Below are 21,075 nucleotides of genomic sequence, written 5' to 3' on the forward strand. Positions count from 1 at the left end.
TCTAACGCCCTTCGCGCCGGGCCATGAAGGCGAGCCGTTCGAACAGATGGACGTCCTGCTCGTTCTTCAACAATGCCCCATGCAGGGGCGGTACGGCGGTTTTGGCATCCTTAGCACGCAGGGCTTCGGGCGGCAGGTCTTCGGCCATCAGAAGCTTCAACCAATCCAGCAGTTCCGAGGTTGACGGCTTTTTCTTAAGCCCTCCGACATCACGCATGTCGTAAAACAGATTCAAAGCCTCGGACACCAGACGTTTCTGGATATCGGGGAAATGGACCGCAACGATTTCCGCCATGGTTTCGGCATCCGGGAAACGGATGTAATGGAAGAAACAGCGGCGCAGGAAAGCGTCGGGCAGTTCCTTTTCATTATTCGATGTGATGATCACGATCGGGCGATTGGTCGCCTTGATGGTTTCCTGTGTCTCGTAAACAAAGAATTCCATCCGGTCGAGTTCCTGAAGCAGATCATTGGGGAATTCGATATCGGCCTTGTCGATTTCGTCAATCAGCAGAACCGGCGCACTTTCATCCTCGAACGCTTCCCAAAGCTTGCCTTTGACGATGTAATTGGCAATGTCGTGCACGCGCGCGTCACCAAGCTGGCTATCGCGCAGGCGCGAAACCGCATCATATTCATACAACCCCTGCTGGGCGCGTGTGGTTGATTTGATCGACCAGGTAATCAGCTTCTTACCAAGCGATTTTGCAATTTCCTCAGCCAGAACGGTTTTGCCGGTTCCCGGCTCGCCCTTGACCAGAAGCGGCCGTTGCAAAGTAATCGCGGCATTGACCGCCACCATCAGATCCTCGGTCGCGACGTAATTTTCCGTGCCCTGAAACTTCATTTTTGCCCTGCAACATAAGTTGACGTTTACGTTAACCTAGGGCGTTGCGGGCCGGGCGGCAAGAGACGAGTTTAACAACCCGCCAACTTCAACGTTCTTGTAGAGTTCAAGCTGATAGCCTAAGGTTAGTGAAAATCATACAAATTCCAGACTATATTAAAGTCTTGGTGACGGGGGAGTTACAAAGCTGCGCGATTGCGATTGTGCAATGCGTCTGGGGGAAGCTTGTGTGACGTATCTTCAGAATTATCAGGTTCTATCATCGCGTGATCTTTATGAAACCCGCGCTCTTCTGGCCGAACTGAATTCCATTGATACACTGGACCTGATCGAACGCCCCGCATCTTTCGATGTCTCGATCCATGGCGTTGCCTTGGGCGATTTGCAAGTTTTGCATTCGTCCTTTGGGGATTGTCGCATTCAGCTTCGAACACCAGAAAGCGATAACGATGCCCTATTCATGATCATCCCGACCGAAGGGGGGGGATCGGTGCAGCATCAAGGGCAGAATTACACAATTTCGGCCAGACGCGGAATAATCCGCGACATGCGCGTTCCGCTTTTCGCCGACGAAGACCGGTTTGCCTGCTTTGGCGTCCGTTTGCCGAGAGACGTCGTCGCAAGGCATTGCCGGGTGCTTTTGGGCAATGACATGCCAAACATCGACCCGGGGTTCGAGATCAGCATTGATCTGGACACTGCGCCGGGTCGGCATGTCTGCAATACCCTGAATTACGTCGCACAAGCACTTGATGGTCCGCTTCACAATCTCGACAATGCCATTGTCCTGAACGGTCTTCAGGATCTGCTTTTGACAAATATCCTGATGATGCTTCCGAATTCCTGTTCGGAGCAACTAAATGGAAAACCGAAATCGAACGCGGTTCCTCATTATGTCAAACGGGCGCGCGATTACATTCATGCCTACGCCCATACAGCGATCACACTTGAAACCCTAGTACAACATGCGGGTTGCGGTTATCGGACGTTACAAATGGCCTTTAACGCCGCTTATGGTATGTCGCCAATGGCGTATCTCAGATCGGTGCGCCTGAACAACGCCTATAACGACCTTCTTAATGACGAAGATGGAGCAGGGGTTGCCGAGATTGCCATGAAGTGGGGCTTTGCCCATTCCGGCCGGTTTGCCCGGATTTATTCAAAACAGTTCGGTGTTTTGCCTTCCGAAACCTTACGCAAACGACAATAATCTTTGACCATCACCTGTTGTCACGGGCAGGTTTCAATTTATGCAGATCGGGGGTGGAAATGATCGCACCACCGCCTATAATCCCATCGAAATTCGATAAATTTGATGTTCCGGGCAACGGGATAACCACAAGGTTGGGAGAATTTGCATGACCACTATGTCCTTTGCGGATATGGGTCTTGCCGCGCTTAAACGCCGCCAATATGACGCCGCGATCAATATGTTGCGTCAGGCACTTGGCGAGGATGAGGATAATCTTGAAGCACGGTTCGGACTGGCGCGCGCCCTTCATGAAAAAGGTTCGCTGACCGAAGCACTTGGCGAATATCGCACTGTGCTGCAATCTGATGAAGGCCACGAAGAATGCCTGCATCACATTGCACGCGCCCTGCTTGAAAATGGTGATGCCCGTTCGGCACTTAATCATGTCGATATCGTTTTGCGCCATCATCCGACCGACCCGGATTTGCTGGTACTGCGCGGGCAGGCATTGCTGGACCTTGAACAGCCCGAATATGCGCTGAGTGCTTTTCAGAGCGCGGCCCACAACCGGCCGGGTGATACAAAAATACATCAGTTGATTGCCGCAGCACATCGCGCCAACGACGATCCGGAAGGTGAAAAACGCGCAATCGAGCAGCTTTTACGCATTGATCCAGCGTCACTTGCGGCAAAAAATGATCTGGGCGTTATCCATCTGCGCGAAGGTCATCTGATTTCGGCGTTTGAGGCGTTCGAACTGATCCTGAGCCAAGATGCCGAAAACCCCGAAGCCACCCTTAACCGGGCGATCACCCTGACGGTGATGGGCGGTATGGATGATCAGGCGATCTGGGATCGGGTGATGGAAATCAGTGCCGATCTCGACGGGATCGACGAAACCCGCGCGCTTGCCGATGACCTTGCGAAACTGCCGGACAAGGACCGCAAAGACAGCGAAAAGGCGGCCAAACTGATTGCCTGCGCCGCCTATGCACCGGTTGATGTCTGAGTCTGTATTGCGAACTTATGCCGCCGGAACGTCCGCGGTTGTCTGACGGATGCGCAGCCAGCCCAGAATACCAATTACGCATAGCATCGCCGCGATAAAGCCAAGGAAGAACGGCGCATAGCTGGCGATCCCGGCCAGAACCCCACCGATCAGGACAGCGGTGGCTTCGGCCAGAACGTGGGCGGACCGATAAACGCCAAGCGCCTGCCCCTGTTCATGCGATCCGGCAGCGTTGGAAATAAACAGGCTGGTCGTGACCTCGCACCAGGCAATGCCAAACGCCGCCAGACACATCGGGACAAATATCCACACCAGCCCATCGGGGATCAGGAACGTGATCAGGCCGATCCCCAAGAACAGATGACCAAGGGTCCCGACACCGATCAGGCCGCAAATCTTCTGCGCGCGATCAACCGTCAATCCGGCAAGGATCAGCGGGATCGAAATGATGGCCGAACACATGCCAAGGAAGCTGCTGGTGACGTCGTAATTCTGCACCAGATAGACCCCGAAAAAGGCAAAGAAGATATAAACCGCGATATAGCTGAAGAACGAAATCACATAACCCGGCAAAAGGTCCGGGTCCTTGATCGTGGCCCATACGGTGCGGGTGGCGGGTGGCGTCATGCCCTTTGGCGTGCCGCGACGGCGCGCATATTCGGGGATGCGCAGGATCACGAACACCACCAGCAGGTTAAAGGCATACATGCCCGCAGCAAAGTAGAACGGCCAGGACACGTTAAAGGCCGGATGAATGGTCGGGTCGGAGAAAAAGCCGCCCATCAACGGGCCGATGATCCAGCCAACATTGATCGCAACCGTGATCAGGCCAAAATTGCGCACCTTGGTTTCCGGGCGGCTGATATCCGATGCAATCGATTGGGCGATGGCCATATTGCCCTCGCACAGGCCCGACACGAACCGGCCGACCAGAACCAGCGGAAGATTGGCATCAGCCACCCCATAGGCCGTCACAAGATAGCCAAGGGCCGCTCCCAAAAGCGACGCCATCAGAACCGGACGACGACCAAGCTTGTCCGACACCCGACCAAGCCACGGCGCGCCTATAAACTGCCCGATGGGATAAAGCGCCATGGCGACACCCAAAAGCATCGTGCGGTATTCCGTCGGCACCGATGGATCAAGAAACCCCAGTTCGGGTTTCAGGAACATCGGGCTGAAAACAGGATAAGGCAGGCTGAACCCGGCAAAACCGAACAGCACGGTCAAAAAGACCGCAGTCATGGTTTTGGTTTCCTGGGGCATGGGGCGAATACTCCGTGGGCGTTTTTGGTGGCAGCGGTTTATGGAAATCGTGGTTGGCAGCTATGTCGCATCTTCGGGCAGTTCGGCATAACGTGCGGCAAGGTCGCGCACGATCTGGCGGGCATCATCAACATGCCATCCTGCCCCGGCCAGAAGATCGGCCAGACTGTCACAGAAAATATCAATCGCATTGTTGCGAAGCTCCGCGCCGTAATGGCGGTCGGTAATTTCCGACATTGCAAGGGCATTCATGCCAAATGAAAGCCCCCAACTGCCAAGATTGAGGTTGCGTGTTCGCGCAATCACATCATGCGAAATGCCAAGTTCATCGGCCGCCGCCGACAGGAAGCTTTGGAACATTTCGGTAATCCGGCCAACCTCGGCCAACTGGCTTTGATGATGGGATGGTGTTGCGCGCGTCCAGATCGAAGGCGCCAGCGCAAGATATTCCGCCTCAAACCATTCGGGATGTTCAAGGGAAAAGCGGATATCGAGCAAACTGGCGACAATGAACTTCTCCATCGCACTGCCATCATGGGCGCGCGCATGACCAAAAAACCGCGCACGTTTCTGCCCGGCTGTAATGGCAAGCCCCAGCAAAAGGTCTTCCTTGCTGGCGAAATGGGCATAAAGCGTACCGACCGAAATATCACAGGCCTGTGCCAGATCGGACATTTTCAATTCGAAAAATCCGTATTGCGCAATCAGTTCACCCGCGCGCTGAACAATCAGTTCTTCGCGCTGCTGGCGCTTTTCTATGCGGTTCACCCGTGGCGTTACGGGTGGGTTTTCCGGGATGTCCTGCCGGGTCATGGCAATGCCTGTTTAATTAAATGACGCAAAATCGAATTTTGTTCATTTTTAAACAACCGGCAACCGCGAAATTTGCATGGGTGACATCCAGCAGTGATGAAGGCGCTGAAATTCCCGTAATATGCTATGACATGAATTCCCGTCATCGGTCGGGAACCGGCTTTGTACGTCAGACGTTAATATGATGATCGCTGTCCCGGTGCCGGCTTTGCCGACGGGCGGCATATGTCGCCACGCAAAGCACATGACAAGAACGGGGTTCCTTTAAAAATGTTTCATCGCTTTATCCGGCTCTGGGAAATGATCAGCCACAGCCTGTGGTTTACCCCGCTTCTGTATGCGATTGGCGGTGCTATTCTTGCCCTATTATCCATTCGGTTACCGGGCGAGGATTTGATCAGAAGCCTTCCGGATTTCTGGCCGCGTTTTGGCACGATTGAAACCGTGCAGGACCTGACATCGACACTGCTGGCAACATTGGTGACGATGACCACCTTTGCTCTTTCGGTGACCATGGTGGTTCTGACATTGGCTGCCGGGTCGCTTGGACCACGCACCATCCGCAATTTCATGGGGGACCCGAAAACCCAGAACTCACTTGGCAGTTTTGTCGGATCGATCCTGTTTCTGATCACCACCCTTGTCATCATGGGCGAACAGGGCGAAGGCGATCAGATACCCCAAATTGCCGCGATGGCGGGCATTACGCTTTTTGTCGTCAGCCTGTTTGTGTTGATCCTGTTTGTGCATCATCTTGGCCGATCCATCGTTGCCGATCAGGTGATCCACAATGTCGGCGCAAATCTGGAAACCACTATTTCCTCGTCGCTTGAGACCCTGAAATCCCCCATTGAACGGGCAGCAAAAATTAAATGCGCGCTACCCGACGCGGCTTCGATCCAATCCGAACGGATCATCCGAGCCACCAAATCGGGATATGTTCAGGGAATTGCCTATGACGATCTGCTTGAACTTGCCATCCGGGCCGACATCAAAATCGCCCTGACGATCCGCGCCGGGCAGCATGTTATTGCCGGTGACATTATCGGTGAAATCAGCCCCCACCCGACGGCCCGCGACAGCAATATCGACACCGACAAACTCCGCGAAGACATTGACACCGAAATCATGATCGGCAATCAGCGCACGGCCCTGCTTGATATCGAATTCGCCCTGCGCCAGCTGGTCGAGATTGCCTTACGCGCCCTGTCGCCGGGGATCAACGACCCGTTTACCGCCATTGCGGTGATCTATCGTCTGGGCCGGGCGCTGCCACAGGCGATGCGCTTTCATTATCCACTTGGACTTTGGCAGGATGATCAGGGTAAGGAACGCATATGCGCCCATCTTTCGGATTTCGGTGGCATGCTGGACGCAGCATTCGATCAGATCCGCCAATCGGCTGCTGCCAAGCCCGATGTGCTTCTGCCAATGGCAGAAGTCCTTGAAAGCCTCGTCGGGCTTGCCCGCCACCCGGGACAGCAGGAAATCCTGCGCGAACATGCCCGTCTCATCGAACGCGCAGCTGCGCGCGATGTCCCCGATGCGACGGACCGCAGGGCGGTTGAACGCGCCGTTAACCGCGTCCTGCGACAGCAACAGGCCAAAGATGATTATTCAGCGGCCTGAACCTTGGCTGGGAACTGATCAAAACCAAGCCAGTCCATCATACAGCCGGATAATTCAGAACACGACGCCAGACGCAAAAAGGAGACCCGAAGGTCCCCTTTTCTCGTTTCCATATCCGAACGTACCGGATCAGGCAGCAACCGTTGCCTCAATCGCGGCAAGTGCCGCTTCGGCCTGATCGGCGTTGGGGCCACCACCCTGCGCCATATCCGGGCGGCCACCGCCGCCTTTGCCGCCGAGTTTTTCGACACCGACACGCACCAGATCGACCGCGCTGAATTTACCCGCAAGGTCCTCGGTCAGGCCGACAACGATGGACGCCTTGCCGCCGTCCGTCGAGATCAGGGCAACAATGCCCGATCCCATCTGATCGCGCAATTCGTCAACCATCCCTTTGAGTTCCTTGGCCGGGATACCGTCCAGAACACGCAGGGCCAGTTTGACACCGTTGGCTTCCTTGAACGCATCCGCACCCGATGCCCCGCCCGAACCGGCGGTCGCCAGTTTCTTGCGCAGGTCGGAAACCTCACGTTCAAGCTTGCGGCGCTCTTCCTGCAAGGCTTTGACACGCGCCGGAACATCCTCGGGAACGGCTTTCAGATCGGCCGAGATGGTTTGCAGAAGCTGATCGCGGGCCGCCATATAGCTTGCAGCATCCGAACCGGTCAGGGCTTCGATACGGCGGACACCGCTTGAAACCGCACCTTCGGATACGATCTTGAACATACCGATATCGCCGGTCCGTTTGACATGCGTACCACCGCAAAGTTCAAGCGAATAAGCATGTTCGTTCGCTTCGGGCAGGCCCATCGAAACAACGCGGACTTCATCACCGTATTTTTCGCCAAACAGCGCCATCGCACCCAGTTCAATCGCCTCGTCCGGGGTCATCAGACGGGTGGTGACTTCACTGTTTTCGCGAATCAGACGGTTGACGTCGAATTCGATCACAGCGGCTTCTTCGGCGGTGATCGGCTTGGGATGCGATACGTCGAACCGCAGGCGATCCTTGGCCACCAGCGATCCCTTCTGGGTGACGTGATCGCCCAGATGCTTGCGCATGACCGCATGCAGAAGATGGGTCGCCGAATGGTTGGCGCGCAAGGCCGAACGGCGGGTATGATCGACGCGGAATTCGGCGGCATCGCCAACCGAAACATCACCTTCGACAACCTTGCCAAGATGCACATGCAATGCGCCAAGTTTCTTCTGGGTGTCGGTGATTTCAATCACGGCACCCTTTTCGGTTTTGATCACACCGGCATCGCCCTGCTGACCACCGGATTCCCCGAAGAACGGGGTCTGGTTGGCAACGATGGCAACGTTATCGCCCTTGGTCGCGGTTTTGGTTTCCGCACCATCCTTGATCATGGCTGTGACAACGCCTTCGGCATTTTCGGTTTCGTAGCCCAGGAATTCGGTCGCGCCATCGCGATCATTGATGTCAAACCAGACTTCCTCGGTTGCAGCTTCGCCCGAACCCGACCATGCGGCACGGGCCTTGGCTTTCTGTTCTTCCATGGCGGAGGTAAAACCGCTTTCATCAATGCCGATCTTACGCGGTTTAAGCGCATCCGCCGTCAGATCAAGCGGGAAGCCGTAGGTGTCATAAAGCTTGAAGGCAACATCACCCGAAAGGGTCGCACCCTCGCCCATGCCATCAGTCGCGTCATCAAGCATCTTGAGGCCGCGATCAAGCATGGTTTTAAAGCCCTGCTCTTCGAGCTTAAGGGTTTCTTCGATCAATGCCTGGGCACGGACCAGTTCCGGGAAGGCACCGCCCATTTTGCGCACCAGCGCCGGGACCAGTTTATACATCACCGGGTCCTGGGTGCCGATCATGTGCAGGTGACGCATTGCGCGGCGCATGATACGGCGCAGAACGTTACCACGCCCGGCATTGGACGGCAGAACACCATCAGCAATCAGGAAGCTGGTCGAACGCAGATGGTCGGCAACCACGCGGTGCGACACATTGTGCGGTCCATCGGGATCGGTGCTGGTGGCATCGGCCGATGCTTCGATCAGGGCGCGCATCAGGTCGATATCATAGTTATCGTGCTTGCCCTGAAGGACGGCTGCGATACGCTCAAGGCCCATGCCCGTATCAATCGACGGCTTTGGAAGATTGACGCGTTCGCCATTCGCCATCTGCTCGTACTGCATGAAGACGAGGTTCCAGATTTCGATGAACCGGTCGCCGTCTTCTTCAGGGCTGCCGGGGGGACCGCCCCAGATTTTATCACCATGGTCAAAGAAGATTTCCGAACAAGGGCCGCACGGACCAGTATCGCCCATCGACCAGAAGTTATCCGAGGTCGGAATGCGAATGATGCGGTCATCGGAAAGACCGGCGATCTTTTTCCATAGACCATGGGCCTCGTCATCGGTGTGATAAACGGTAACCAGCAGCTTGTCCGCCGGGAGGCCATATTCCCTGGTGATCAGGTTCCAGGCGAATTCAATCGCGTTTTCCTTGAAATAGTCGCCAAACGAAAAGTTGCCGAGCATTTCAAAGAAGGTGTGGTGACGGGCGGTATGACCGACATTTTCAAGATCGTTATGCTTGCCACCGGCACGCACGCATTTCTGCGAGGTGGTCGCGCGCGAATAATCGCGGTGTTCCTGACCGGTGAAAACGTTCTTGAACTGGACCATCCCTGCGTTGGTGAACATCAGGGTCGGGTCATTGCGCGGCACCAGCGGGCTGGAAGATACGACCTCGTGGCCATTCTTGCGGAAGAATTCCAGAAACGTGGTGCGGATATCGTTAACGGTCTGCATCTCTCTCCAACCCGGAAAACGCGGAACAAACGCTGCCGCAAACTTGCGGCGCGACTGCCCTATTTAGCGGCTCGGCCCTGTGCTGTCCAGTCGGGGAAAGGCTTTGCGGTGTTTAAGTGACGATTTATGCATCCGGCACCGCACCGGCACGCCACAACGCCCTGATCAGATATGCCGACCTAATCAAGAACCGGGCGCATGAAACTGCGTTCGTAACTGATGATGCTGCGGTTGCGTTTTTCAAGTTCGAGTGTTGCAACACATTCGTCATCATCGGCCATGCGATTGCGGTAATCTTCGTATGCCGCAAGGCTCGGGAAACTGAACAGGGCATAGGCGATGCTGCTGGCGCCTTCATGCGGCAGGAAATAGCCGTGATGCGTCCCGCCCATCCGATTGACGATGGGAATCCAGCGACGGGCATAATCCTCGAATTCAGGGATTTTATGCATGTCGATAACGTATTTCAGATAGCAGGTGATCACGGCGGGAACTTTCCAGAACTTGAGGATGGGTTACTTTTCGACGCCTTCCTGAATCTGTTCGCCCAGTTTTTCAACATCGCGACCAAATCCGGCGGCAGTTTCACACGCCGCAAGCGACATGCCAAAGCCCGCAATCAGGGCCAGTGCCAGAATACGTTTTACAAGAATAGCCATTGTTTGAATGCTCCTGCCTTTAACGACATGTTGATTTTGAAGGTGGCCGCGGCCTGCTTCTGACGCAAGGCATGTGGCTTCCGAAATCAGTCGCTATCTTGTCGGGGTCACGTGCTGCTGGCAACTCTTTCCTTCAGCGTGAATTCAAATGCCAAACAAAAACGGGCATGTATTCACATACCCGTTCCCATTTACCCGCATCATGTCTTTTGACGACGATCAGATCGTCAGACCGCGACCGCGCAGTAGATCAACCTGCTCCTAGTCGGTCCCTTTCTGGATCGCTTCTCCGGCATCCTCGACATCGCGGCCAAAGCCGTTTGCCGTCTCGCACGCCGCAATGCCAAATCCGATAAATGATATCAGGGCAATCGCAAAAATCTTCTTGCAGATGTCAGACATGGTCTTCTCCTGTTTGCTCAAACAAACGGGATCAATTCGATCAACACTATGCTGCGTGAACTGCCAGAAAGAATATGAACTTTGACCCGTACAGAAAGAAGCAGGGGTTTTCGGGCAGTTAATCAGGCCATCGCCAAAATCCGGACCGTTTTTGAGCAGCAAACATTAAACCCCCAAGATACCGGTTCGACCATAATTCAGATCAGTAAAACGCAAAAAAACAGGGCGTTCATGAAAGCCCTGTTTTAACAGTTTGTCGTGTTCGTCTCGGGTTAAGGTGCTGTGATTGGCTAAAACCCGGATCAAAAAGCGTTAGCGTACTTTATCAGACCGGTGGGCGACGGCCACGCAGCGCGTTGACCAGAAGCGAAACCACGAACAGGACGAGGAAGACGAAGAACAGGATCTTGGCGATCCCGACAAACGTCCCTGCCAAGCCGCCAAAACCAAGGACGGCGGCGACAAGCGCCAGAATGAGACAAAAGACTGCCCAACCCAACATGATGTTATCTCCTTATTTAGGCTTTGGCTGCTTGCGGGTGATGGAGTTGATCCAAAAGTCCCGTCAGCGAACGAAAAATCCGCGATGATGCCTTACTCGCTGGCTTCATCCTGAATGGCTTCACCAGCATTTTCCATATCCTGGCCAAACCCTTCGGCGGTTTCACAAGCGGCAAGGCCAAGGCCCATGCCGGAAATCATAGCAACGGCGAAAATCTTTTTCCAAAAGTCGGACATTTCGGTTTCTCCTAGTTTGCTCGACGTGATTTTGTTCACACCATCCATAACGGAGCCGGAAAGACAAAGTTCCTTGCGCTACTGCCAAGCTGCTGATCTGACGCAATTAAGGCAGATCAAACGCCTTTATTTTTGCGGGTTGTAGCCAATCGTGATCATTTTGGGGCAAATTGAGAAAGAGGACGTTTCAGGCCCTCTTTTCCCATTTCCTAAGCTTTATTCTCCGCTCAGGAACCGGCCAAGTTCAGGAATTCCGCAATCGCCAAAACAATCTTTTGATGAATCTGGGCGCGATCCGTACCGGGAGGGTCGGAGCAGATTGGCTCGCTGCCTTCTTCTTTAAGTATCTCGGCAGCCCCCGGCATACATTCGCCAAGAAACGTCAAATGATATGCTGGCGCAAACGTTGCTGAAGATGCGTTTTTGATCCGCGCGACGAGATTACTGCCGTTCGGCCCAAAATCAGCAGCCACCCATTTGTTTTCTTCGCCAAGGCCGATAAAGAGCATGGCAGAAGTTACCTCCGCCAGACTGGTTTGTGTCGCGGCAAACCCCATGCCTGGCTCTATCGCGACAGAGCGAACAATCCGGTCGTCCCGGCTGGAAGCAGCAAAGTCATCGGGAAGATGATCAGGATCAACACCCCCTTTGCGCAAAAAATCGCAATCTTGGGCCGCATTGCCGAATTTGTCGCAATATTGCGCATAAAGCGTTTGATCAAACCGTACCCCCGCAAGGTTTAAAACCGTCGTACCCCCCAATGAAAACCCGATCGCGGAAATATTCTGACGATCGATGTAAGGGGCAAAAGCCGTATTGGAGAGGACCTGATCAAGGGTGGCACTGATATCTGCGGCACGTTCGCCGATAAGCGGTGTGCGTCGCGGTGACGAATCCCCCGATGTCGTACCGGGATGGTTGACCGCAACAACAATCGCCCCGCGCAACGCCAGTTGCGAGGACAGCCAGCCAAGTCCATCCATATTGCCGCCCGAGCCATGGGAAAGAAGAACCAGCGGATGTTGCCCCGGCGCAATTGCCGCACCGACATACGCGTCTGTTCCCTTCCAGATGATATTGCGGCCGACCGGCGCACGATAGATAAAGGTATCTGCCGGATACCAGACCGAGGCCGCGATTGGCATGGAACGATGGACTGCGCGCACATCAAAACGGTCATATCCGGCATAATCGGTTTGCGGTTCCGCTAAGACAGGCGATGTCTTCAGGCCCGCGGCCAGAAAGAAGGCGACGGCAAGATATATCGGTTTCATCATCAGGATCCTTGTCCTAAGTTAAGCGTGCCGGAACGTTTTTGCCCAAAACAGGATTTCCTGCGTCCTCAAACGGGTTTGTGAACGTCCCAAAACCGGTTTTGATACCTTTTGTCGGGAACTAACTGTCCGATGCTTGTCCTCCCCGTCCCAATTATAGTTGCACTGGTTTTAGGCTTTATCTTTGTCCGCGCGGTTGTGGGCGGAAGAACACCCAGGATGCTTATGGCGCTGCTGCTTGCCGCGGCCGGACAAAGCGTTCTGGTCGGGATTGTTCAGTATTATGGCTTTGCTAGCCTGCGATGGCTTCAACCCATCACCGCATCCATTATCCCGGCTCTGGCCTGGATGGCCTTTCTGGAAGCAAGTCTTCGTGCGCGCCTGCAAATACGGGATTGGGTGCATTTCTCGGTACCAGCGATCGTTGCCCTATGCGTGTTTGTTTTACCGGCGATCATTGATGTTGTGCTTTGCAGCCTTTTTGTCGGATACGGGGCGGCAATTCTGGTGATGCTTCATCGTCAGGGCGGTGATTTTGCCCATATGCCTCTGACCTCGGGCCATATCCCGGCACTGGTTTGGCGCTTCATCGCCTTCGCCCTGATCGCGTCGGCCATCAGCGACATGCTGATCATCGTCGCCAAGATCGATGGAAACGATCAGATTGTCGGCCTGATCCTGAGCATCACATCATCCTTGGCACTCTTGACCATCGGCTTTCTGTCTCTGTCGCCCGACATTGCAATTGATGTTGATGTGGATGTCCAATCAGTGGATCAAAATCAGCCTTCCGATCACGTGCCGGCAACACCCAGCACCCCGGAACATCGGACCATAATGACCCGGCTTGAAGATTTGCAGATACGCGAACAGCTTTATCTTGACCCGGATCTGACGCTTGCACGCATATCACGGCGTATGGGCGTCCCGCTGAAACAGATTTCGACCGCGATCAACGCCACGACCGGTGAAAATGTCTCGCGCTTTATCAACAAATACCGGATTGAACATGCTTGCCGCGAACTGGACAAGGGCGAGACTGTCACAACAACCATGCTGACAAGCGGCTTTAACACCAAGTCGAATTTCAATCGGGAATTCTTAAGGATAACGGGCAAAACGCCCAGCCAATGGCAACAGGAAGCACAGCAACCCTGACTCCCGCTTCGCGCCATATCGCGAAATCCATACCTGCCTGCGTTACACACGCCGCCAACAAAACGGATCAGACACAAAAACGGGCGCCCAAAGCGCCCGTTTGATTATTCAGTCCGCTTTTAATTACGCGTCGTCATCGTTTGACGGTTCATCTTCGCTCATGCTGGTCATCGCCTCGGCGATCAGACCTGCACTTTCGCGGATGCTGCGTTCGATTTCGGCGGTCATTTCCTGATTTTCACGCAGGAAGGTTTTGGCATTCTCGCGGCCCTGACCGATACGTGTCGAATTATACGAGAACCAGGAACCGGATTTTTCAACGATGCCCGCCTTGACACCAAGATCAAGGATTTCACCCATCTTGGAAATGCCTTCGCCATACATGATGTCGAATTCGACCTGCTTGAACGGCGGGGCCATCTTGTTTTTGACGACCTTCACACGAGTCTGGTTGCCAACGACTTCGTCACGGTCCTTGATCTGACCGATCCGGCGAATATCAAGACGAACAGACGCATAGAATTTAAGCGCGTTACCACCCGTGGTGGTTTCCGGGCTGCCAAACATCACACCGATCTTCATACGGATCTGGTTGATGAAGATGACCATGCAGTTCGAACGCGAGACCGAGCTGGTCAGTTTACGCAATGCCTGGCTCATCAGGCGGGCCTGCAGGCCGACGTGGGTGTCACCCATTTCGCCTTCAAGTTCGGCACGTGGCACAAGGGCGGCAACCGAATCGACGACCAGCACATCAATCGCACCGGAACGCACCAGCGTATCGGCGATTTCAAGCGCCTGTTCACCCGCATCAGGCTGCGAAATCAGGAGTTCGTCGGTATTCACCCCGAGCTTGCGGGCATAACCCGGATCAAGCGCATGTTCGGCATCGACAAAGGCACAGGTCCCGCCAAGTTTCTGGGCCTCCGCAATGGTGTGCAAAGCCAGTGTGGTTTTACCCGAGCTTTCCGGCCCGTAAATTTCGACGATACGGCCACGCGGCAGGCCGCCAATCCCGAGCCCGATATCAAGCCCAAGCGACCCGGTCGAAATGGCTGAAATATCCACCGCACTATCGCGCTGGCCGAGCTTCATGATCGAGCCCTTGCCAAATGCGCGTTCGATCTGCCCAAGAGCGGCTTCGAGTGCCTTCTGCTTATCCATCGTATCTTTATCCACCAAATGCAGCGCGGTCTGAATCATTTTTCGAACTCTCTTATTCCACAGGGCCGGGTAGGATGCAACGCAGGCGGTTCCCCGGTCCTAAATGCGGAACGCCACCGCTAGGTGCCCCGCCGGATAACTGACATCACGCCAACCATTTTCCGGCAAACGCATTGAGAACATAATGTGAACACTTGCACAAAAAAATGGATGTTGCAAGTTTGTTCTCATTTTGGTGGGTAAGAATTCAAACCCGGATAAATAAAATTGTCGCCGGGCTTGTGCCGGGATTTTTAAAACAATTCGGAGAAGCCCGGTTCAGGTCGTGATTTTCAGATGTTCGTGCCGATGTGCATGTCCATGATCGTCATCGCCGTGATGATGGGTTTCGACATGCAATTCACCCGGAACCGAATAAAGCTGCCCATGGCGCACGCCAGGTTGTGCCAGAACCTGATCGGCGAATTTGCGAATATCGGAAAGCTTGCCGCGCAAGGTTACGCTTTCAAGGCACGTATCGTGATCAATATGGAAATGCACGGTCGAAACGGTCAGGTCATGATGTTCGTGCTGCGCACTCATCAGCCGTGATGCCAGCATGCGTTCTTCATGATCATAGACATAATTCAGAACCGCTATGCCAACGCCGCCGGTGTCTTCGTCGAGCTTGGTATTCTGGAGCTTTTCCCGGATCAGGTCACGAAAACCTTCTGACCGGTTGGTGTAGCCGCGATGCTCAAGGAAAGCATCGAACGCCTCCATCAAATCGTCTTCGATTGATACGGTCACGCGGGTCATACGAATTCCCTTTCATAATCATCAGCTTGACTCGTATGAACATTTTTGAAAAATTCATACTGCCTTTCAACTTCCCTAATCTCCCAAAGGATAGCAGATGTTTCAATCAAAGTTCACAACCCCGCTTGCAATTGCCGCACTGGGGTGCCTGATCGGCTTTGGCGCAGTGGCCCATGAATTTGTCGCCAGCAGCAAAACCACCCCCGCGAATGGCAAGGACACTGCTGCCTTCATCCTCGATTCGACCCATGTTTTCGGCACCCCGGAAGAAGCCGAAGCGCCAAAGCATGTCCGTGCACAATTGATCACCCCCTCGGCCACCACCGAACTTGATGTCACTGAAAATGCGGATGCCCCCAATCTGACTGGCACATTCACCCTTTCCGAAGAAGAACCCGCATGGCTTGTCGGGCATCGCCTGCCGGTGATCTGGTCACAAACGCCCGATGGCTGGAAAGAAGGCGGGCCGGACGCACATCCCGATGCGGTTGCGTCATCCCGATTTGAAAAATTTTCCAAAAACCTGACTGGAGGCTCCCAAAACGCGGATTTTATTTCTTCCCCTCTGGGGCACAAACTTGAAATCGTGCCGCTTTCCGATCCGCGCATGACGGCAATCGGCCAAGACGTTGCGGTTCAAATCCTGCTGGACGGGCAACCTTATTCGACCAGTGTCCTGGCAACCTATGCCGGATTTACCGACACGCCATCGTCTTATGCCTATTACACCGAAACTTTCAGCGATGATCGTGGCAGCGGCATTGCCAAAATCCGGATTACGAAACCGGGTCTTTGGATAGTTCGGGTTGCGGCCGATGTCCCGGACTCTGATGCATCTGTCCGGGTACATAACCTGCGGGCAACCCTGACTTTCGATGTCAGCCAATAGGCCGCCACATGCTGCAATCGTTTGGACGTTTGATGATCGCGGCAATTGCCTGCGCGATCCTGCTTTATGCAGGATCGCTCCCGGCGATTGCCCACGGGGCGGGATGGCAGATTGACCAGAACCGGACCGCCACCATCTATCAGTTCGGCTATACAGATGGCACACCAATGATATTTGCCGAAGCCATGGTGACGTCACCGGACGGGAAAACCTGGCAAAAAGGAAGAACTGATCGTGACGGACGCCTTGCCGTCGTGGTTCCGGCATTACGCCCTGAAGATGATACCGATGCGCATTGGAAAATAATGGTATCAGACGGCATGGGTCATCAGGTTGTCCTGATCCACTCATCGGAAAAAATACCGCCACCGGGAACACAATCCTCGGCCCCAACCCCCGGATTGCAGGGAAACAGCGCCTTGCTTGACCTGCCGGTCTGGGCTGCAATCCTGTTCGGTTTCAGCCTGATAACCAATCTTGCATTTCTGCCGGGCTGGATCACCAGGATCAAAAGGCAGAGAAAATCGCACTTAATGCAGGAATAAAAGCGCAACCCCCCCAAAGGCCATGCAGGTCCCGACGATGGCCTGCAGGCCAACGGGGCGGCGCAGAACCACACCTTCATAGACAATCAGCAAAACCGGTGGCAACGCCATCAGCGTTGATGCGATACCGACATTGGCATTCTGAACCGCCACCATCGAAAGCCACACGCCAAGCGCCGGGCCGATAAAAGCCCCCAGGAACAGCCACCGCCCGACATCAGGTGCGCTGCACGCCACAATCGTGCGCCGAGCACGCCCCATGGCAATCGCAATTCCCCACATGATCACAACCGCGACAAAGGTTCTGATCCATGTGGCCGACAGCGCAGAATAACCGCTGATCAGTGCATATTTCGCCGTCACCAGATTCGCGACCTGACCAATGGCACCGCCAAGTCCAAACAAGATACCAACCAGATAATTGCGTCCTTCCAACCCGACAGGACGCCCCTTTTTCATCATGATGACCAAAAGAATGCCACCAATGCCAAGCGCAATACCCGACATTTCCTGAAGGCTTAGGACTTCGTCAAACAGAAACCAGCCCAACACCGCCCCCATGATCGGCACGGTCGACATCATCAGCATCGATAACCGCGCCCCCAGGGTCACAAAGGCCTGAAACAGCATGGCATCGCCAATCACAAGGCCAAGAACCGACGACAGTGACAACCAGCCAAGCTGCTCCCACGTTACCGCGTTCGGCCAAGGCTGGCCTTCCAATAGCCAGTGCAACACCGTCAGACAGGTAATCGAGCAGGCCAGACGCCCGCGATTGACCGTCTGCGCGCCGACCTTGCCGCCAATGTTGGAAAAAATCATGCTCGACGTCGCCCAGGCCATCGCGGCAGTAAAGGCGGCTGCTTCACCGAAGAACGGGATCATGCGGGGCTCTTGCTTGGACGTTGTTGTTTTTTGGCTGCCGGATTGTGGCGCAACCGGACCGGGAACATAAACCCGCTTTGCCGCATTTTGGCAATCTGAATTTCCACCAGCAGATAACAGCCGGAACAGGATGGATTAAGCGATTAAATGAACCTTCAGCATTCGCCCCTACTCTTCGAATTTTACCCGTCCATAAGGATCGCGTTTTGAAACGTACCGGCCTGACTTTGCTTCTTGGTGTCTTGTTCGTTCCCCTCAATGCCACGGCGGAAACCACGACGGTTTGCACCCTGATTTCGGATGCAAAAACCGGCAAGACCATTATTCAGGAAGGCAAATGTGAAACCCGCGCAACGGCGGCCTCGACCTTCAAGATCGCCATCAGCCTGATGGGGTTCGATAGCGGAATCCTCACCGATGCCCATCATCCCGTATGGTCGTTCAAGGAAAGCTATCCCGACTGGCGCGCGGCATGGCGCAAGGATACTGATCCGCAATACTGGATCGAACAATCCGTGGTCTGGTATTCGCAGCAAATCAATATCAGGCTGGGAGAGGCAAAGTTTCGTGACTATGTCACGTCTTTTGATTACGGGAATGCCGATGTATCAGGGGACGTTGCAAAACAGAACGGCCTGATGCGATCATGGCTAAGCTCGTCCTTGCAAATCTCACCTGCCGAACAGATCGAATTCGTTTCAAAAATGATCCGGGGCGAATTGCCCGTTAGCAAACAAGCCCGCGAAATGGCAATGGGGCTGTTTGACATGGGTGTTCAGGCAAATGGCTGGCACGTGTTTGGTAAAACCGGCGCAGGCCTGTCGCAAAATGCCGATGGCCGCCCGATCAAGGGGCGACCGTGGGGCTGGTTCGTGGGCTGGGCAACACGCGGCGACCAGACTGTCGCCTTCGCCAGATTGACCCATGACAGCACGCGCCCGGCAAAATCGCCCGGTTTTGATGCGCGCGATGCTTTCATGGCCGAATATTTTGCAACAGACAGTGCCTTTTGACCGGGTAAATCCTTCTGTATCTTGCCAACTTCGGATCGCGGCCTATGTTGGACCGATTGCATAAAACAGGACAGACTGCATGAGCCGGAAAAACGACAGCACCGCGGAAAGCAAACCGTTCAAGGGCATTCGCCGCCATCTACATGACGGCGAGGTGGTCATCATGGATTTGCCGATTTCTCCTGTATCGATCCTTGTCCCCGGTCTCATCAAGATCATCTGGATTGCGGTGCTGATTTACGCATCCTACCACTGGCGCGCAATTTACGATTTTCTGATGCCACAGGCCCGCGCACTTCTGACTGGGCCAGAAGCCTTTGCCGCACTTGACCGGGTCTGGGAAGAATATGAATTCGTCTTTTCGATTGCCTTGTTTGGTGTGTTCATCGCGCTGATTTCGATTATCTGGAAGCTGTTGAAACGGGCCCTTGGCGTTTCAACGCGCGCGGCGCGCGACAGCATCCTTTTGCCCCTGACCGCCATTCGCGATCTGTTTTTCTTTGAACGCGTTATCACCAACAACCGCATCGTCACGCGAAGCGGTGTGTTGCGCAAGGATCAGGATGACCGCGGATTTGAGTCGATCAAAAGCACCCAGATCAGCAAAAGCGTAATCGGCAATATCTTTGATTATGGCGATCTGCATGTTACCGACCGGCTGGGGCACAGCTTTACACTGCGTCAGGTCACGTCACCGGAAACCGTTGCCAAGGAACTTTCCGATTTCTTTGGACGCGTTCGCCCCGATAACCGGCAGGGCGAGCCGATTGACATCACGCATCGCGCCCGCGAAGAAGCGATAGAACACTCAGAAAACAAACCGCTGGCACGCCCGGAAGGCGAAGTGTTTTAACTTTACACAATCATGGAACATGACAGCACCCGACGCGTCTTAAAGTTCAGGTAAAGCCGCCCCGATGCAAATGCGGCCAGATCCGAACAAAAGACGTTTTGATGCTGCCTGCAATTGCAACCCTTCCGCTTTGGTCCATTATCGGACTGTTTTCAATCTGTGCAGTGGTGATCGGCTTCGCCGGAACTCGGTTGGCAACGGTTGCCCTCAAACTCGCCGAACGGACCGGCATGGGACAAATCATAGCCGGTGCTGTTTTTGTCGGCATGTCGACCAGCCTGCCCGGAAGTGTGCTTTCGGTAACGACGGCGTGGCAAGGACACACCGATCTTGCCATCGGCAATGCGCTGGGTGGCATTGCGGCCCAGACGACCTTTCTGGCAATCGCTGATTTTCTGTATCGCAAGGGCAATCTGGAACATGCCGCCGCCAGCGCCACGGGATTGGCGCAGGCGACCCTTCTGGTCAGTATGCTTGCCCTGCCGCTTCTGGCCTATGGCGGACCGGACTGGATGGTGTTTCACATCCACCCGGTATCGATCCTGTTGTTCATTCTGTATGGCTTTGGCCTGTCATTGCTTGCCGAAATCCGCCATCAACCGATGTGGCGACCTCGCAGGACCGACCTGACCGACGAGGACGCCAAGGAAGACGATGCAGACTACCATCCCGAAAGCACACTTCGCCTTTGGACGGAGTTTCTTAGCTTTGCCGCGATAACAGCAATCGCGGGTTACACTATTGGTGAAAGCGGACTGGCAATCGTCGAGAAAACCGGCATCAGCGAAACCGCCGTGGGTACTTTCCTGACTGCGATAGCTACATCACTTCCCGAACTTGTTTCGGCAATTGCGGCTGTCCGCATGGGTGCGGTCAATCTGGCAGTTGGAGATATCATCGGCGGCAATGCGTTTGATGTTCTGTTTCTGGCGGCATCAGACTTTGCTTATCGCGACGGATCGATTTACGCAGCCTTCAACCCGCAACATCTGTTTACCATTGCCCTTGTCATCCTGATGACCGGTATCCTTCTGTTGGGCATGCTTAACCGCGAACGCAGGGGAATTGCCAATATCGGCTGGGAAAGCGTTTCAATCCTGTGCCTTTATGGCATGTCGATATTTTATCTTTCGGGATAGGCCAACGGATAATGTCCG

At 54.4% G+C, this 21,075-nt stretch carries 22 protein-coding genes; 9 read left to right on the forward strand and 13 right to left on the reverse strand.

Annotated features, from left to right (window positions below; all coding sequences use genetic code 11):
• Position 1: 1 nt before the first annotated feature.
• Positions 2-847, reverse strand: coding sequence for a MoxR family ATPase (locus tag BC440_RS19425; RefSeq protein ID WP_071241030.1), 846 nt, complete (start codon positions 845-847; stop codon positions 2-4).
• A gap of 229 nt (positions 848-1,076) precedes the next feature.
• On the opposite strand from BC440_RS19425, the gene BC440_RS19430 reads away from it, so the two are divergent.
• Together BC440_RS19430 and BC440_RS19435 are read left to right on the forward strand one after the other, a co-directional pair.
• A complete protein-coding gene (locus BC440_RS19430) occupies positions 1,077-2,057 on the forward strand; it encodes a helix-turn-helix domain-containing protein (RefSeq protein ID WP_175484511.1) in 981 nt (326 codons plus the stop codon).
• 148 nt (positions 2,058-2,205) lie between these two features.
• On the forward strand, positions 2,206-3,048 hold the full coding sequence (locus tag BC440_RS19435) for a tetratricopeptide repeat protein (protein ID WP_071241032.1): 843 nt from the start codon (positions 2,206-2,208) through the stop codon (positions 3,046-3,048).
• Between the two features lie 15 nt (positions 3,049-3,063).
• Here the strand turns inward: BC440_RS19435 and BC440_RS19440 are convergent, their stop codons facing one another.
• Both BC440_RS19440 and BC440_RS19445 read right to left on the reverse strand, forming a co-directional pair.
• Complete coding sequence (locus tag BC440_RS19440; protein WP_071241033.1) at positions 3,064-4,314, reverse strand: MFS transporter; 1,251 nt, start codon at positions 4,312-4,314, stop codon at positions 3,064-3,066.
• A 60-nt stretch (positions 4,315-4,374) separates the two neighbouring features.
• Entirely contained in the window at positions 4,375-5,127 is a 753-nt protein-coding gene (locus tag BC440_RS19445; RefSeq protein WP_063092755.1) for a TetR/AcrR family transcriptional regulator, read from the reverse strand.
• 225 nt (positions 5,128-5,352) lie between these two features.
• Here BC440_RS19445 and BC440_RS19450 point away from each other — a divergent pair, with 225 nt between their 5' ends.
• Positions 5,353-6,756 carry a DUF2254 family protein gene (locus tag BC440_RS19450; protein WP_247643614.1) on the forward strand — a complete coding sequence of 468 codons (1,404 nt, stop codon included), beginning with the start codon at positions 5,353-5,355 and terminating at the stop codon, positions 6,754-6,756.
• 129 nt (positions 6,757-6,885) lie between these two features.
• On the opposite strand, the gene alaS is transcribed toward BC440_RS19450, so the two are convergent.
• From alaS to BC440_RS19485, 7 genes are all read right to left on the reverse strand, one after another.
• Positions 6,886-9,540: an alanine--tRNA ligase gene (gene alaS, locus BC440_RS19455; protein WP_071241035.1), complete on the reverse strand. Its 2,655-nt coding sequence runs from the start codon at positions 9,538-9,540 to the stop codon at positions 6,886-6,888.
• Positions 9,541-9,719: 179 nt separating this feature from the next.
• Entirely contained in the window at positions 9,720-10,025 is a 306-nt protein-coding gene (locus tag BC440_RS19460; RefSeq protein WP_007090558.1) for an NIPSNAP family protein, read from the reverse strand.
• Positions 10,026-10,055: 30 nt separating this feature from the next.
• Complete coding sequence (locus tag BC440_RS19465) at positions 10,056-10,199, reverse strand: hypothetical protein (protein WP_007090559.1); 144 nt, start codon at positions 10,197-10,199, stop codon at positions 10,056-10,058.
• Positions 10,200-10,460: 261 nt separating this feature from the next.
• Entirely contained in the window at positions 10,461-10,601 is a 141-nt protein-coding gene (locus BC440_RS19470; protein WP_007090560.1) for an entericidin A/B family lipoprotein, read from the reverse strand.
• 325 nt (positions 10,602-10,926) lie between these two features.
• Positions 10,927-11,103, reverse strand: coding sequence for a DUF1328 domain-containing protein (locus BC440_RS19475; protein ID WP_007090561.1), 177 nt, complete (start codon positions 11,101-11,103; stop codon positions 10,927-10,929).
• A 92-nt stretch (positions 11,104-11,195) separates the two neighbouring features.
• Complete coding sequence (locus BC440_RS19480; RefSeq protein WP_062952851.1) at positions 11,196-11,339, reverse strand: entericidin A/B family lipoprotein; 144 nt, start codon at positions 11,337-11,339, stop codon at positions 11,196-11,198.
• A 227-nt stretch (positions 11,340-11,566) separates the two neighbouring features.
• Entirely contained in the window at positions 11,567-12,616 is a 1,050-nt protein-coding gene (locus tag BC440_RS19485; RefSeq protein ID WP_247643615.1) for a hypothetical protein, read from the reverse strand.
• 216 nt (positions 12,617-12,832) lie between these two features.
• On the opposite strand from BC440_RS19485, the gene BC440_RS19490 reads away from it, so the two are divergent.
• Positions 12,833-13,771, forward strand: coding sequence for a helix-turn-helix domain-containing protein (locus tag BC440_RS19490; protein WP_083379447.1), 939 nt, complete (start codon positions 12,833-12,835; stop codon positions 13,769-13,771).
• A gap of 123 nt (positions 13,772-13,894) precedes the next feature.
• Here BC440_RS19490 and recA read toward each other — a convergent pair whose 3' ends face one another.
• Together recA and nikR are read right to left on the reverse strand one after the other, a co-directional pair.
• Entirely contained in the window at positions 13,895-14,974 is a 1,080-nt protein-coding gene (gene recA / locus BC440_RS19495; protein ID WP_007090565.1) for a recombinase RecA, read from the reverse strand.
• Positions 14,975-15,253: 279 nt separating this feature from the next.
• Positions 15,254-15,733, reverse strand: a complete 480-nt coding sequence (gene nikR, locus BC440_RS19500; RefSeq protein WP_007090566.1) for a nickel-responsive transcriptional regulator NikR — start codon at positions 15,731-15,733, stop codon at positions 15,254-15,256.
• A gap of 97 nt (positions 15,734-15,830) precedes the next feature.
• On the opposite strand from nikR, the gene BC440_RS19505 reads away from it, so the two are divergent.
• Together BC440_RS19505 and BC440_RS19510 are read left to right on the forward strand one after the other, a co-directional pair.
• Entirely contained in the window at positions 15,831-16,622 is a 792-nt protein-coding gene (locus BC440_RS19505; RefSeq protein WP_071241038.1) for a DUF4198 domain-containing protein, read from the forward strand.
• Positions 16,623-16,630: 8 nt separating this feature from the next.
• Complete coding sequence (locus BC440_RS19510; protein ID WP_071241039.1) at positions 16,631-17,167, forward strand: hypothetical protein; 537 nt, start codon at positions 16,631-16,633, stop codon at positions 17,165-17,167.
• Here BC440_RS19510 and BC440_RS19515 read toward each other — a convergent pair.
• Positions 17,153-18,052 carry a DMT family transporter gene (locus BC440_RS19515; protein ID WP_071241040.1) on the reverse strand — a complete coding sequence of 300 codons (900 nt, stop codon included), beginning with the start codon at positions 18,050-18,052 and terminating at the stop codon, positions 17,153-17,155. The two genes, BC440_RS19510 and BC440_RS19515, sit on opposite strands and share 15 nt — an antisense overlap.
• A gap of 206 nt (positions 18,053-18,258) precedes the next feature.
• On the opposite strand from BC440_RS19515, the gene blaOXA reads away from it, so the two are divergent.
• The 3 genes from blaOXA to BC440_RS19530 all read left to right on the forward strand — a co-directional run bounded on the left by blaOXA (position 18,259) and on the right by BC440_RS19530 (position 21,057).
• Positions 18,259-19,065 (forward strand): class D beta-lactamase, encoded by an 807-nt coding sequence (gene blaOXA / locus BC440_RS19520; RefSeq protein ID WP_071241041.1) that lies wholly within the window; start codon positions 18,259-18,261, stop codon positions 19,063-19,065.
• 79 nt (positions 19,066-19,144) lie between these two features.
• Complete coding sequence (locus tag BC440_RS19525) at positions 19,145-19,918, forward strand: PH domain-containing protein (protein WP_071241042.1); 774 nt, start codon at positions 19,145-19,147, stop codon at positions 19,916-19,918.
• Between the two features lie 101 nt (positions 19,919-20,019).
• Positions 20,020-21,057, forward strand: coding sequence for a sodium:calcium antiporter (locus BC440_RS19530; protein WP_071241043.1), 1,038 nt, complete (start codon positions 20,020-20,022; stop codon positions 21,055-21,057).
• Positions 21,058-21,075: the final 18 nt, after the last annotated feature.

Origin of the sequence: Thalassospira sp. MIT1004 (assembly GCF_001858545.1) — a bacterium.
GTDB classification, from domain to species: Bacteria; Pseudomonadota; Alphaproteobacteria; order Rhodospirillales; family Thalassospiraceae; genus Thalassospira; species Thalassospira xiamenensis.

What these genes read in the sequence shown, in the direction of transcription:
- BC440_RS19505 (WP_071241038.1), top strand. Translation starts at nt 15,831, where the DNA reads ATGTTTCAATCAAAGTTCACAACCCCGCTTGCAATTGCCGCACTGGGG.
- BC440_RS19485 (WP_247643615.1), bottom strand. Translation starts at nt 12,616, where the DNA reads ATGATGAAACCGATATATCTTGCCGTCGCCTTCTTTCTGGCCGCGGGC.
- BC440_RS19435 (WP_071241032.1), top strand. Translation starts at nt 2,206, where the DNA reads ATGACCACTATGTCCTTTGCGGATATGGGTCTTGCCGCGCTTAAACGC.
- recA (WP_007090565.1), bottom strand. Translation starts at nt 14,974, where the DNA reads ATGATTCAGACCGCGCTGCATTTGGTGGATAAAGATACGATGGATAAG.
- alaS (WP_071241035.1), bottom strand. Translation starts at nt 9,540, where the DNA reads ATGCAGACCGTTAACGATATCCGCACCACGTTTCTGGAATTCTTCCGC.
- BC440_RS19465 (WP_007090559.1), bottom strand. Translation starts at nt 10,199, where the DNA reads ATGGCTATTCTTGTAAAACGTATTCTGGCACTGGCCCTGATTGCGGGC.
- BC440_RS19445 (WP_063092755.1), bottom strand. Translation starts at nt 5,127, where the DNA reads ATGACCCGGCAGGACATCCCGGAAAACCCACCCGTAACGCCACGGGTG.
- BC440_RS19515 (WP_071241040.1), bottom strand. Translation starts at nt 18,052, where the DNA reads ATGATCCCGTTCTTCGGTGAAGCAGCCGCCTTTACTGCCGCGATGGCC.
- BC440_RS19450 (WP_247643614.1), top strand. Translation starts at nt 5,353, where the DNA reads ATGTCGCCACGCAAAGCACATGACAAGAACGGGGTTCCTTTAAAAATG.
- BC440_RS19470 (WP_007090560.1), bottom strand. Translation starts at nt 10,601, where the DNA reads ATGTCTGACATCTGCAAGAAGATTTTTGCGATTGCCCTGATATCATTT.
- BC440_RS19510 (WP_071241039.1), top strand. Translation starts at nt 16,631, where the DNA reads ATGCTGCAATCGTTTGGACGTTTGATGATCGCGGCAATTGCCTGCGCG.
- BC440_RS19425 (WP_071241030.1), bottom strand. Translation starts at nt 847, where the DNA reads ATGAAGTTTCAGGGCACGGAAAATTACGTCGCGACCGAGGATCTGATG.
- BC440_RS19480 (WP_062952851.1), bottom strand. Translation starts at nt 11,339, where the DNA reads ATGTCCGACTTTTGGAAAAAGATTTTCGCCGTTGCTATGATTTCCGGC.
- BC440_RS19440 (WP_071241033.1), bottom strand. Translation starts at nt 4,314, where the DNA reads ATGCCCCAGGAAACCAAAACCATGACTGCGGTCTTTTTGACCGTGCTG.
- BC440_RS19475 (WP_007090561.1), bottom strand. Translation starts at nt 11,103, where the DNA reads ATGTTGGGTTGGGCAGTCTTTTGTCTCATTCTGGCGCTTGTCGCCGCC.
- BC440_RS19525 (WP_071241042.1), top strand. Translation starts at nt 19,145, where the DNA reads ATGAGCCGGAAAAACGACAGCACCGCGGAAAGCAAACCGTTCAAGGGC.
- nikR (WP_007090566.1), bottom strand. Translation starts at nt 15,733, where the DNA reads ATGACCCGCGTGACCGTATCAATCGAAGACGATTTGATGGAGGCGTTC.
- BC440_RS19530 (WP_071241043.1), top strand. Translation starts at nt 20,020, where the DNA reads ATGCTGCCTGCAATTGCAACCCTTCCGCTTTGGTCCATTATCGGACTG.
- BC440_RS19490 (WP_083379447.1), top strand. Translation starts at nt 12,833, where the DNA reads ATGCTTATGGCGCTGCTGCTTGCCGCGGCCGGACAAAGCGTTCTGGTC.